We start from the raw sequence: 13,367 nt of genomic DNA, 5'->3' as shown, positions 1-13,367 counted from the left end.
AACTAAAATCTACTTGGCCTGTTGCACTTATAACTTGAACATGGCGTACAAATTTATTGCCAAAGCAAACATTACACAAATGCTGCCACAAAAAAGCATCCCGAAGGATGCTTATATCTATTTTTTGTTCTGGCGTGCCTTTTGCTGTTCCTGGGCCTGCTCCATCATTTCCTGCATTTTGCGCTGGAAACGGCCCTGTGTTTTTGGCTTGGCCTTGTTAGCCTGCAGCTGTGCATGTATCTTATCCTCGTTTACTATATATTTTTTGATCACTATCATAATACCTATAGTAATAAGGTTTGATATGAAGTAGTAAAGCGATAGCCCCGAAGCATAGTTGTTAAAGAAGATAAGCATCATTATTGGTGACACGTATATCATTATCTTCATTACTTTGCTCATATCAGGCATACCTTCCTGTGGCGGTGCGGACATCGCCTGGTCGCCGGTAGTCATTTTCATGTAAAAGAAGATAGCCACAGAAGCAAGGATTGGGAACAAACTTACGTGGTTGCCGTAGAATGGTATATAGAACGGCAGATGCACGATTGAGTCATAAGATGAAAGGTCATCAGCCCAAAGGAAACTCTTTTGCCTCAGGTCAAAGAATGAAGGGAAGAACTGGAATAGTGCATAAAACACAGGTATCTGCATCAGGGCCGGCAAACAGCCTGCCATAGGGTTTACCCCTGCGCTATTATACAGCTTCATGGTTTCCTGCTGCTTCTTCATAGGGTCCTTTTTGTACTTCTCAGCAATTTCATTGATCTCCGGGCGGAGCACTTTCATTTTTGCCTGCGATACGTATGACTTATAAGTAACCGGCGACATTACCAGCCTTACCAGTATGGTAAATATGATAATGGCAATACCGTAAGGAATAAAGGAACTAATCAGTGTAAATACCGGGATAAAAACATAACGGTTTATCCACCCGAAAATCCCCCAGCCGAGTGGCATTACCTCATCCAGGTTCTTATCATACTGATTCAGTATCTTATAATCGGCAGGGCCATAATACCAGTTCATATTATAGGCTACCTCACCACCTTTAAATTCAAGCGGCATTTTAGCCGTGAACTTTTTGGTAAAAGTAGTATCGGTCTTTTCATCCTTCACAAGATTTTCTGAAGTGAAATCAGCCGTTTTAAAAGGTGTATCGGTTAAAAGTATAGCGGTAAAAAAGTGCTGCTTGAACGCTACATACGTTACGGCATCAGCTTTATCAGCCTCATTTTTGCCCTGCCCAAGGTAATTATCCTTTCCGTCTTCATACTCAAATACCAGTTCGGTATAGCGGTTTTCATAAGAAACACTTTTCTCGTTCCTGTAAGCCTTTAGCATCCACTCCAGTTCCATAGGCTTTGATACGTCAAGCACCTGGGACAAACCTTGTGAACGCACAGAAAAATCGAGCATGTAATCATTCGGTTTCATTACATAGCGGTACTCCAGGAACTGGTTTTCGCCTGCTTTGAGCCGCATAGTAAGCACCTGGTTATTGCCTTCTTTTGTAAGTACAGGCTCAAAATCCATATCCCTCGTATTAAGGATACGGTTGTCTTTTGTTTTGAACTGCAGGTTGAAATCAGCATTATTGTCCTTAATAAGCTCAACCCTTTGCTTTGAACCTTTGCTGAACTGCTCAAAGCCGTTTATGTTGGCTTCGGCAATATAACCGCCTTTGTTGGCAATGCGGAGCGTAAGTATGTCGTTTTTCAGCTCAGTAACACCTGCTTTTGCGGAAGGCAGTGAGGCACTGTATGCAAATGCACCAAGCGAGTTTTTAAGCTGCTGCAGCCTGAGTGAATCGGTTACGGCACTATCTTTTGGCTGTATGGCCGTTTGCTGCTCAGGTATTTGTTTCTGCCTGGCTTTTTCTATTTGTTCTTTTTTGGCTTTTTCTTTTAATTCCGCTTCATTGCTGGCTGTGTTGTTATAAATCATCCACAGCAGCAACAGGAATATTAATGCAAACCCGATTAGCGACTTTAAGTCTAATTTTTTTTCTTCCATTTATTTATTTATTTCACAAAAGGGATGTATCCCCTGTTATCTTACAAGCCCGGGCTGTTGAGCCGGCTTAACTACTTTTCCTGTTTACGGCGGCCCTTACAAAACTTACAAAAAGCGGGTGTGGGCTGGCCACGGTACTTTTATATTCAGGGTGGTATTGCACCCCTATAAAAAAAGGATGGTTTTCAAGCTCCACAATTTCTACAAGGCCCGTTTCCGGATTAATACCTGATGCCCTAAGGCCTGCGTTTTCAAGTTCTACGCCATAGGCGCTGTTATATTCGTAACGGTGGCGGTGGCGCTCCAATATTTCAGCTTCACCGTATATTTTACGGGCAAGCGAACCTTCCTTAAGGGTACATTTCCATGCCCCCAGGCGCATAGTGCCGCCTTTATCAATAATATCCTTCTGCTCCTCCATTATGTTGATGACAGGATGCGGCGTGCTGTCGTTCATTTCTGTTGAATTAGCCTCTTCCCAGCCCAGCACATTACGGCTGTATTCTATAACTGCCATCTGCATGCCCAGGCAAATACCGAAGAAGGGAATATTGTTTTCACGGGCATAACGCACAGTTTCAATTTTTCCTTCTATGCCACGCCCGCCAAACCCCGGCGCCACAAGGATACCGTCAAGGTCAGCCAGTTTTTCATGCGCATTATCACTGTCAATATATTCAGAATGTATGCTGATAACATTCACTTTTGTTTCGTTGGCTGAACCTGCATGTATAAAAGCTTCCAGTATTGACTTATAGGAATCCTGAAGCTCCACATATTTACCCACAAGCCCAATATTAACGGTATGCTTCGGGTTCTTCAGCCTGAACAGGAACTCATTCCACTGGCTGAGGTCAGGGGTGTTTTTTTCCGGCAGGTCCAGTTTTTTCAGCGCCACCCTGTCCAGACCTTCCTCAAGCATAAGATTAGGCACATCATATATTGTTGAAGCGTCTATGGACTGGATAACCGCCTCCCTTTTTACATTGCAAAAAAGAGCCAGTTTCTGCCTCAGGTCCTGCGACAACTCATGCTCAGTCCTGCACACCAGTATATCAGCCTTGATACCGCTTTCCATAAGCGTTTTTACTGAGTGCTGTGTCGGCTTTGTTTTCAGCTCACCTGCCGCCGCCAGGTAAGGCACCAGCGTAAGGTGTACTACAATACCGTTATTTTCACCAAGCTCCCATACCAGTTGCCGTACTGATTCTATATAAGGCAATGATTCAATATCACCTACGGTACCCCCTATTTCGGTAATTACAATATCATAATCTCCTGAATTCCCTAAAAGCTGCATGCGCTCCTTAATCTCGTTGGTGATATGGGGCACCACCTGCACGGTTTTACCTAAAAACTCGCCCCTGCGCTCTTTCTCTATTACCGAAAGATACACCCTACCTGTAGTAACATTATTGGCCTGGCTTGTAGGCACATTAAGGAAACGCTCATAGTGGCCAAGGTCAAGGTCGGTTTCAGCGCCATCATCAGTTACATAACATTCCCCGTGCTCATAGGGATTTAGTGTTCCCGGGTCAACATTTATATAAGGGTCAAACTTCTGGATGGTGGTCCTGTAGCCTCGCGCCTGCAATAATTTTGCTAAAGAAGCCGCAATAATGCCCTTCCCTAAAGATGAGCTTACGCCTCCCGTAACAAAAATATACTTTGTCTGATTCATTGTGTTGTTGTGTGTTGTGTTGTTGCTGTTGTAAAAAACGAGGCAAAAATAAGTAATTTAATTGGGGATTAGACAATTTGAAGATTTGAAAATTTTAAAATTGTACAACTGTACTTAATCATTTAAAATTTTCAAATTTTCAAATTAACTATGGCTTAGGATACTGCCGCTTGATATTCCGCACCAGCTCTTCAAGCCCATTCAGTTTGAGTTCATACACCAGCCCAAGCATTTGCCCCAGCTGCCCTTTAGGTAAACCTTTAGACTTGTACCATACAATATAATACTCAGGCAGGTCAATGAGGTAGCGACCTTCATACCTGCCGAAAGGCATTTTAGTATGGGCCAGTTTTATAAGATGTTGTTTTTGAGGGTCCAAAAGCCTACCAGTTAAAAACTACCTGCTTTTCAATATCCGGGTGCAGGCTCAGGTAAACAGGGCAGGTAAGCGCAGTCCTTTCCAGTATGGTACGTGCTTTTTCATCGGCATTACCCTTCATGTGAAAAATCACTTCTATACGCGAAATCTTTCGGGGTTCGGCCTGCATTATCTTGGTAACCTCGGCAACGGAACCCTCCATCGCCACGCCTATGCCTGCCGCTTTTATACCCATTACGGTCATCATGCAGCCTGCAAGGGCATTAGCTACCATATCAGTAGGTGAGAAAGCTTCTCCTTTGCCGTTATTGTCTAAAGGCGCATCAGAAATTATTTCGCTCCCTGACTGTAAATGTATTGATGAGGTGCGAAGGCCGCCGAGGTAGGTTACTTTAGATGTCATGTTTATTTTGCCTGTGTTATGGTAAGGTCAGGATTGTACTGCATGATGTAAACCGCAGTATTATAATTGCCTGTTTCTGAAGTTTCGTAAGAAAATTTATTTTCCACATACTCTGTTGCTTTTGATGTTGCAGCGGCAAAGCCTTCCTCCTGGAATACCCTCATGATAACGTCAAAAGTTACATCAAATCCACGGGTGGCAAACTGGTTAGGCGCAATGCCGTTTTTCTGCCTGAAAACCTTACTGAATAAAGCCATTTCAGGAGTTTCGCCATCGTTGGTTACTGAAGGGTATAGCATCTTCAGGCCTGCTAACCTGGAAACGGGCACTTCTGTATTTTCAAGGGCATCGGTTTTTTCAAGTACTGCCAGCTGCACAGTATAGCCTGTGGACACATTCTCGAGTACTTTGGTTGTATTTAAAATCATGGTAACATTCTCTGTCTCCATGATTAAATAGTTTGGCCTGTCCGCATCTAACATTGCTTTTAGTGTCGCATCAGTAACTGCGCCCTCCAGAAATTTAACTTCAGGGCTATGCCTTTTAATCAGTTGTCTTGAACTTAGCTTCTTAGAATCGACAATAGCAATAATATTGGCATTTTTACTGCGCAAGTAATCAAGCATAGCCACTTTAACACTTTCCTCAGAAGGTACTGACTGGTAGAGGTTACCATAGGCTTTGCCACTTTCTTTTGACAGTGGTGAAATTACGGGTATGTTGCCCAGAGCAGCCGCAGCCGACTCTACATTTCCCTGGAAAAATGGGCCTATGACGGCATCGGTAGTTGACAGGCTACTCTTCAGTGAAGCCACATCAGACGAAGTACGGGTTTCTTTTGAATCATAAATTTTAACTTTTACGGGTACACCAAGTGTCCTGGCTGAATCAATAGCCATGAGTGCACCAGCGTAGAAATCAAGTGTCATGTTCAGGAATTTTTCACTTTTAAGGCGGGATATCCTGGTTGTATCGGACTCTGACTTAGGCAGGTTAAAAGGCAGCAAGAGCGCAATTTCTTTTGGTGCAGATTTTTTTAAGTCTTTAGAAAGATCGGCTACCGTTTTAGCACCCGGTGCACCTGCACCCGACCCAACAGGCATCTTTATCACCATCCCTTCCCGGAGGCCTTCCTTCATTTCCGGGTTAAGCGCTATAAGTTCTTCCTCGGTAAGGTTAGCCCTTTTTGAAAGGCTGTAAAGTGTTTCTTTAGGCTGTACCTGGTAGTCCAAATAAGTTTTTTGTGATGCAGGCGGAGCGGGTGGTACCGGTACAGCTGGCTGCGTTTCCTTAACCAATACAGAATTTTTATCGAGCTTAAGCCTGTAACCTACAGGCAGGGTATCTTTTACATCAGGGTTTAGGGCTTCGAGCAGCTGGAGCGTCATGCCATACTGCTTTGCTATGGAATATTTTGTTTCGCCCGGTGCAACGGTATGATAAAAATATGAGGGTGGAGGTGTTTTGGCCTCTGCTTTTCTGGCTTCCTTTACCTGTGCCGCTACCGGACTGCCTTTGACAGGGATTATAACTTCCTGCCCAACTTTAAGCGCGTCGCCGGCATCCTGGTTTGCTTTTTTTATATCATCAAAAGACACATTATACTTCTTTGCAATGCTATAAAGTGTTTCACCAGGGCCGACCTTATGCCTTGTATTAGCTATTTTTGTTGTTTTTTCTGGGACTGATTCAGGTTGCTGAGGCAAAACTTTTTTGGGCACAAGCAATATGCTGTTCTCTTTAATACCGTTTTTAGAGTCCGGATTTAACCGGTAAATATCAAAAGGGGTAACTTTATATTTCCTTGCTATATCAGCAACTGTTTCTTTTTTTGCTACTTTATGCTTTATATAATCCTGCGCAGGTGCTGACCAAGAAAAAAAGACTGCCAACAGTATTATAATCACCCTGTATTTCATTTGTAATGTATTAAAAAAAATTAAGCCGTTACAAAGGTAGTTTTTGTAACGACTTAATACAATTTTTTATAATGGTGGAAACGTTAAAAACAGTTCGACAGATTATTATTCCTTAACATTATCGGCGATTACAACCGGAACCGGTATTTTTAAGGTCTGTCCTGCCTGAAGGCCTTTCTTCAGGAGTTTTTGGTTTGCGGTAGTTATAGCATCAACTGTAGTATTATATTTCTTTGCTAAGCCAATAAGGGTCTCCCCACTTACTACTTTATGCTCTGTTGTGCCAACCGGCTCATCAGAATAAGATGCATAATTTGTAACAATAACCGGCTCAGGTTTCAATACGGTTTCCGTTTCAGCTGTTTTATTGCCACCGGGTATTACTAAAGTTTGGCCTGCCTGTAAACCTCTTTTAAGGAGTTTTTCATTAGCCGCGGTAATTTCGGCAACTGTGAGGCCATATTTTCTGGCAAGGCTATGCAGGGTTTCACCCGGCTTAACATAATGTGTTTCAGGATTATCTGTTACCGGCATTTCTGCGACTTCAGATTTTTGGGAGGCAAGAACATGTACCTGTGGCACGGCAGAAGGACCTTCCCCGTGGGTTGCGGGAATCACAAGTACCTGCCCTGCCTGAAGCCCTCTTTTTAGCATTTTGCTGTTAGCAGACGTAATTTCTGCAATAGTAGTATTATACTTTTTGGCAAGGCCACTAAGCGTTTCGCCCGGTTTCACTTCATGGTTTACATTTTCAGGCTTTGATTCCGCAACCGGCGACTGAGTTTTTGGTGAGTAAGCCTGCCTTATTTTGGCTCCTTCTGATATGTATGCAACATCTTCCTGTTGCTTTTTCTGCTTATCTTTCAGAATGGTTGCAGCATCTACAACCTGATAATCAAGATTCTTTTCTTCAGCCTGCACCTTAACCTTTTTACCAACCGGAATCCGGAGCATCATACCCTGGCTAATGCCGTTTACCGCATCAGGGTTTAGTTCATAAATGTCCTGTGGAAGCACCATATACTTTTTGGCAATGATAACCATGGTTTCCCCAAGGGCAACATGGTGAATTGCTGTCTGTTCGGATGTCTCTTTTTCAGAATTTTGCTGTGGGAGCTGAAACGGAGCAGCCATAGCAAAATTCGCAACCAGAAGAGAACTTACGAGTATCAGTTTTGCTTTCATTTGTATAGTTGTAGATGTGATTAGCCCTTAAATTTCTTGGGTTAAAGCTACAAAAATGTAGCCATAACCTGTAAATATTTTCGACCAAATGGCTATATAAATCGATAACATGCAGAAAAAACTGCTTTACAGCGACAAAAAGCCACAACCCATTTTAACAATATTATTCCCATTCTATTGTTGCGGGCGGTTTGGAACTAATATCATATACAACCCTGTTTACTCCTTTTACTTTATTAATTATTTCATTTGATATTTTCATAAGGAAATCATAGGGGAGGTGTACCCAGTCGGCCGTCATGCCGTCAGTGCTTTCTACCGCCCTCAGGGCTACCACTTTTTCGTACGTACGCTCATCGCCCATTACCCCTACACTATTAACAGGCAGGAGTATTGCCCCCGCCTGCCACACTTTGTCATACAGCCCATGGTCTTTAAGCCCTTGTATAAATATATGGTCAACTTCCTGCAATATCCTTACCTTTTCAGGTGTAATATCCCCTAATATCCTTATGGAAAGCCCTGGTCCCGGGAAGGGGTGACGGCCTAAAAGTTCAGGGTCAATCCCCAGTGTTGCCCCTACCCTGCGTACTTCGTCTTTAAAAAGCATACGCAGCGGCTCTACCACCTGCAGCTTCATAAAATCAGGCAATCCTCCCACATTATGGTGTGATTTGATAGTGGCTGAAGGCCCTTTTACAGAAACCGATTCGATTACATCAGGATATATAGTACCCTGTGCCAGCCACTTTACATCGGTGATCTGGTGTGCTTCATCGTCGAATACTTCTATGAATACACGTCCAATAGTTTTACGCTTCGTTTCGGGGTCATCAATCCCTGCAAGCTGTGAGAGGAAACGGTCAGATGCATCAACACCTTTTACATTCAATCCCATGTCTTTATACTGGTGAAGCACGTTTTGGAATTCATCTTTCCTTAGCAGGCCATTGTTTACAAAAATGCAATACAGGTTGCTGCCTATAGCCCTGTTAAGTAATACTGCTGCTACGGTGGAGTCTACCCCGCCCGAAAGGCCCAGCACCACTTTATCGTTGCCCAGTCTTACCCTTAGTTCTTCTACAATATCTTCAACAAAAGAATTTGGGGTAAAGTTTTGGGGTACCTGGGCTATTTTAACTAAAAAATTTTCCAGCATTTGCTTACCATCACTAGAATGGTATACTTCCGGGTGGTATTGTATCGCATAGGTAATTTCGCCTTCAATTTTGTAGGCAGCATTCTCCACATCTTTAGTACTGGCCAGCCTTACAGCACCATCGGGCAGTTTTTTAATCGTGTCGCTGTGGCTCATCCACACCTGGCTGTTTAAGTTCACGCCCTCAAAAAAAGGCTCACCCTCTTTAATATAGGCCAGGTTGGCACGGCCATATTCGCGAATGTTGCTTGGCGCCACCTCGCCCCCGTTAAAATGGGCCAGGTACTGTGCACCGTAACAAACAGCCAGCAAAGGGAGCTTACCGCGGATTTGGGACAGGTCAGGATGCGGGGCATCTTCGGCACGTACCGAGAACGGGCTGCCTGAAAGTATTACCGCTTTATAAGATGATAAATCAGCCGGCGGGTTGTTGTAAGGGAAAATTTCGCAGAAGATGTTTAACTCGCGAACCCTTCTCGCAACGAGTTGTGTATATTGCGAGCCAAAGTCTAAAATAAGTACGTTGTGTTGCATGGGCAAAAATAAATGAAAAAAACGATTTTCCGATTACTGGATTACCAGTTTTTGGATTTAATCTGGAAATAGGCGAATTTGAGATAAACATAAAAATAGGCATACTCGAGCGACATTTTTATACAAAATTTTGAATAGCGGCGTTATCTTATTACTTTTACCAAATAAATGTAGACAAACATGCCCAATCCAGTACTTTCGCTCAGGAACGTTACAATATACCAGGATAATACCGCTATATTAAAAGAAGTGAACCTTGAGGTGAACCATGGCGAATTTTTGTATATCATTGGAAAAACGGGTTCCGGGAAGAGCAGCTTCATGAAAACGCTTTATGCTGACCTTAAACTGCGCGAAGGTGAAGGCATATTTGTTGAATATGACCTGGCGCGGCTTAAAGACAGGGATATACCTTATCTACGCAGAAAAATAGGTATTGTTTTCCAGGATTTTAAGCTCCTGCCTGACCGGAGCATAACTGACAATCTCCTTTTTGTGCTGAAAGCCACGGGCTGGAAAGACCAAAAGGATATGCTCGAAAAAATACATGAAGTGCTGGGCAAGGTTGGCGTCAATAACAGCTCCAACAAAATGCCGCACCAGCTTTCGGGTGGTGAGCAGCAAAGGGTGGCGGTAGCACGCGCCCTGCTTAATGATCCTGAAGTTATACTGGCTGACGAGCCTACCGGTAACCTGGACCCGCAAACCAGCGTTGAGGTAATGCAGCTGCTGCGCGAGATAAACCAGAACGGCAAAACTATAATTATGGCAACCCATGATTATGCCCTGCTGATGAAATTCCCTTCTAAAACATTGAAGGTTGAAGACGGTACTTTATTTGAAGTAGTGCAGCGAACCGTGTAAGCCTGAGCCTGAATAAATGCTGTCCGTACTTATACCTACTTATAATTTTAATGTTTATCCCTTAGCAGCGGCAATACAAAAGCAATGTGCGGGCAGTAATATTGCATTTGAAATTATTGTCATTGATGATGGCTCCGGATCTGCCTTAAATGCTGAAAATGATAAAATAAATTATCTCCACAGGTGCAGCTTCAGCGCTTTAAGCGCCAATATTGGCAGGAGCGCCATACGCAACTTGCTGGCATCGAAAGCTAACTACACGTGGATGCTTTTCCTGGATGCCGATACGCTGCCTGTTGATGAAAACCTGATAAAGAATTACCTGCCGCACATGGATAACCATGTTAAAGTGGTTTACGGAGGCATAAAATATAAAGAAAACAAACCCGAAACCATGCAACTGCTAAGGTGGGTATATGGTAACCGGCGCGAAGCCCTAGAAGCAGAGGAAAGGCAGCAACGGCCTTACCTGAGGCTACTGACCCTTAATTTTCTTGCACATAAAGATGTTTTTGAGAAAGTAAGGTTCAATGAAAATATACCCAATGTAAGGCATGAGGACACTTTATTTTCTTACGATTTAATGGTGGCAGGCTTACCAGTAGAGCATATTGATAATAACGTATATCACTTAGGGCTTGATAACAGCATACAGTTCATTAGAAAATCTGAAGAAGCAATTGCCGGACTTAAATTTTTACTACAGGAAGGTTTATTGCCCGATGATTATGTAGGCATGGGGAGGTTATATGCCCGTCTCAGGAAAGCAGGGCTGGCTGCTACCGTTTCATTTATATTCGTTGCAACCCGGAAAGCGATGCTAAAAAATCTTCTGGGCAGCCATCCGTCGCTGAAACTGTTTGATTTCTACCGGATAGGCTATATGTGCAGTTTACCGGCCAGCCAATGAAGTAAAAAGTTTATTCCAACGTGCCACGCTAGCGGCTTTGCTATACCTATCTTTTATTTCCGACGCTTTAGAGCCAAGGTAATGCCGCAGGTTTTCATTTTCTATTATTTCCAGAACAGCTTTTATATATAATTCAAGGTTGCCCTCAGGTACGAGTAACCCGTTTTGCCTGTCAACTATTATATCAGCCGGGCCCACAGGGCAGTCAAATGCTACACAAGGGACGCCGCAGGCCATTGCTTCGAGCAATACCATCCCAAAACCCTCTGAGTAAGAAGCTACAAGGCACACCGAAGCAGTAATGTATGCCTTATGGATATCAGGCCGCGGCTCATGAAAAACTACATGATTGCTGATCCCAAGCCGGTTTGCCATTTCCCTCAGGTCATAATCGGGATTTTCTTCTCCGTAAATTTCCAAAACCCATTCCGGATATTTTTCGGTAACGCTTTTCCAGGCAAGTAATAGCCTGTCATATCCTTTTTCGGGTACATGCCTGCCTACGGCTATGGCTTTTTTTGCCATGAGTGAACTTTTGCCTGTCTCATTAAACCACAGATAATTAGGAATAATGTCCGCATTGCTGCAATTCCATTCTTTCCGGGCAGATGGCGATAAAACCACCAAGCGGTCATACCTGGACACAGAGACATCCATGAACCTGTAGAGCATGGCCCGAAGAAAATAAGGCCTGATGAAAGCCAGCCAGATATTTTTGGAACCATGCATTTCGTAAACGAGTTTATACCTGCGTGGGGTAAAATAAGGCAGCAGGAAACTTTTGATTCCATTGTCGCACATAATCAGGATGTCGGGCCGGAAAGCTTTTATGTGCTTTAAAAGTAGTTTTTTATATGAAAAAAAATAATTTAATCCTTTTTTGGGTCGGATAATGGCAAGGCCTACCTGCGGCAAAAGCGGGTAAAGGGAAGGTTCGGAAGAAGGGTTTGTACACAGGACAGCAACCTCATACCCCATGGAGGCAAATGTATTAGCTTTGTCCACAAGGACACGCTGCAAGCCTCCTGCCCCATTTATTGTTGTCGTAATATACAGAAGTTTCACTCTCCGGAATTTCTTTTATATTCTCTAAAGTCTTTGATATTTCGTATATAATCATTTTCCGAAAAAATATCAGACGACACTACCAGGCATACTGCACCGGCAGAAAAATGTTTCAGTTCGCGCCATATTCCCTGCACAATCAAAAGCCCCTTTCCGGGATTGTTGAGGGTATATGTATGTTTTTGTAAACCATCATTTACTACAACGTCAAAACTGCCGCTCAATGCCACCAGGAGCTCCTGCTGGGCTATGTGTGCATGACCCCCGCGCCGTGCGTTGCTGGGAATATCGTAAAGGTAATAAACCCTATTAATTTGAAAAGGGATTGTGCTGCCCTCTATGACTGATAAATTTCCACGCCTGTCGTTAATACGGGGCAGTTCAATAATGCGGACATCATGTATTGTCGTGTTTTCCATTTACAGAAGAAAAGTTTTTGTGGCCGCGTGTAGCATGCTTCCAAAGGTTATAAACTTGAGAGAGTGTGATTTTTTGTTGTTTACAGTCAAAAAAAAGCTTTATAAATATCCAATAAAAATATCGTTTGCCAAAAATAGCAGAATACACTGCTCCTAAGGTAAAATATTTTTTTATAACGTCCATAGTTTCAGACCCGGCATTATCCGGATGGATATTTATGACACCCGGGAACATCACTAGTTGGTGTTTTTTTTGCTGCAACTGATGCACAAAAACAGCTTCTTCACCTAACGGATAATCAGTCCCTAAGCCAAACCGGGTATCAAACCGCAGCCCGGCCATTTTAGCCTTTTGATGGTTTAGCGCCATTTCTACAGACATAATGCCCAGTTTTTGAAAAGTAGAAATTGCGGAATACCCCATCTTTGTATATTTTTTAAACAACTTCCCCTGCCCGTTTAATGTCCTGAAAGTAATAAGCGTGGCGCCAGGATATTCAGAAAAAGCACCGGACACTGTCTCTGTGAAGTCATCACAATATACTATATCATCATCTGCAATGAGCAAAATTTTGCCTTTTGCGTGTTGCAGGGCAAGGTTACGGCTCCTCGAGAGGCCTTTTTCAAAAGAGTTGACTACCCTTATTTGCGGGTTATCAGCTTTGAGGAGTTTATCGGGCGTGGTTTGGTTTATGATAAGTATAGAAAAATCATATACTTCCGCAAAGGGGAACATCGGCTTTAAAAAATCGAGTGTAGTGCGGTGCATGGTAGCAACCAGTACCTCGATATCAGATTTTTTAAAAATTTCGGCCAATTATCATATATTTACG

At 43.1% G+C, this 13,367-nt stretch carries 12 protein-coding genes; 2 read left to right on the top strand and 10 right to left on the bottom strand.

Annotation, left to right across the window (positions count from 1 at the left end):
- Positions 1 to 117 precede the first annotated feature (117 nt).
- The 7 genes from yidC to guaA form a co-directional block, all read right to left on the bottom strand.
- Positions 118 to 2,016, bottom strand: a complete 1,899-nt coding sequence (gene yidC / locus CHU92_RS14030) for a membrane protein insertase YidC (RefSeq protein WP_094416638.1) — start codon at positions 2,014 to 2,016, stop codon at positions 118 to 120.
- A gap of 67 nt (positions 2,017 to 2,083) precedes the next feature.
- Positions 2,084 to 3,697, bottom strand: a complete 1,614-nt coding sequence (locus CHU92_RS14025; protein ID WP_094416636.1) for a CTP synthase — start codon at positions 3,695 to 3,697, stop codon at positions 2,084 to 2,086.
- A 148-nt stretch (positions 3,698 to 3,845) separates the two neighbouring features.
- Complete coding sequence (locus tag CHU92_RS14020; RefSeq protein WP_094416634.1) at positions 3,846 to 4,076, bottom strand: DUF3820 family protein; 231 nt, start codon at positions 4,074 to 4,076, stop codon at positions 3,846 to 3,848.
- Positions 4,077 to 4,080: 4 nt separating this feature from the next.
- Entirely contained in the window at positions 4,081 to 4,479 is a 399-nt protein-coding gene (locus CHU92_RS14015; protein WP_094416632.1) for an OsmC family protein, read from the bottom strand.
- A gap of 2 nt (positions 4,480 to 4,481) precedes the next feature.
- Entirely contained in the window at positions 4,482 to 6,398 is a 1,917-nt protein-coding gene (locus CHU92_RS14010; RefSeq protein ID WP_094416630.1) for a LysM peptidoglycan-binding domain-containing protein, read from the bottom strand.
- 105 nt (positions 6,399 to 6,503) lie between these two features.
- Positions 6,504 to 7,583: a LysM peptidoglycan-binding domain-containing protein gene (locus tag CHU92_RS14005; RefSeq protein WP_094416628.1), complete on the bottom strand. Its 1,080-nt coding sequence runs from the start codon at positions 7,581 to 7,583 to the stop codon at positions 6,504 to 6,506.
- A 163-nt stretch (positions 7,584 to 7,746) separates the two neighbouring features.
- On the bottom strand, positions 7,747 to 9,276 hold the full coding sequence (gene guaA, locus CHU92_RS14000) for a glutamine-hydrolyzing GMP synthase (RefSeq protein WP_094416626.1): 1,530 nt from the start codon (positions 9,274 to 9,276) through the stop codon (positions 7,747 to 7,749).
- 180 nt (positions 9,277 to 9,456) lie between these two features.
- On the opposite strand from guaA, the gene CHU92_RS13995 reads away from it, so the two are divergent.
- The gene (locus tag CHU92_RS13995; protein WP_094416624.1) at positions 9,457 to 10,140 is read left to right on the top strand and encodes a cell division ATP-binding protein FtsE; all 684 of its coding nucleotides are present in this window, start codon (positions 9,457 to 9,459) and stop codon (positions 10,138 to 10,140) included.
- 16 nt (positions 10,141 to 10,156) lie between these two features.
- Positions 10,157 to 11,050, top strand: coding sequence for a glycosyltransferase family 2 protein (locus tag CHU92_RS13990; protein ID WP_094416622.1), 894 nt, complete (start codon positions 10,157 to 10,159; stop codon positions 11,048 to 11,050).
- Here the strand turns inward: CHU92_RS13990 and CHU92_RS13985 are convergent.
- From CHU92_RS13985 to CHU92_RS13975, 3 genes are read right to left on the bottom strand one after another with little or no spacing between them, the layout of a single operon-like run.
- On the bottom strand, positions 11,033 to 12,115 hold the full coding sequence (locus tag CHU92_RS13985; protein ID WP_094416620.1) for a glycosyltransferase family 4 protein: 1,083 nt from the start codon (positions 12,113 to 12,115) through the stop codon (positions 11,033 to 11,035). The two genes, CHU92_RS13990 and CHU92_RS13985, sit on opposite strands and share 18 nt — an antisense overlap.
- Complete coding sequence (locus CHU92_RS13980; RefSeq protein WP_094416618.1) at positions 12,112 to 12,534, bottom strand: sugar 3,4-ketoisomerase; 423 nt, start codon at positions 12,532 to 12,534, stop codon at positions 12,112 to 12,114. Before CHU92_RS13980 ends, CHU92_RS13985 begins: the two co-directional genes overlap by 4 nt.
- The gene (locus CHU92_RS13975) at positions 12,512 to 13,351 is read right to left on the bottom strand and encodes a glycosyltransferase family 2 protein (protein WP_094416616.1); all 840 of its coding nucleotides are present in this window, start codon (positions 13,349 to 13,351) and stop codon (positions 12,512 to 12,514) included. The genes CHU92_RS13980 and CHU92_RS13975 overlap by 23 nt, the downstream gene beginning before the upstream one ends.
- Positions 13,352 to 13,367 lie beyond the last annotated feature (16 nt).

Origin of the sequence: Flavobacterium cyanobacteriorum, assembly GCF_002251835.1 — a bacterium.
In the GTDB taxonomy this organism is placed as follows: domain Bacteria; phylum Bacteroidota; class Bacteroidia; order Flavobacteriales; family Flavobacteriaceae; genus Flavobacterium; species Flavobacterium cyanobacteriorum.
This window is presented reverse-complemented; position numbering and strand designations above follow the sequence as displayed.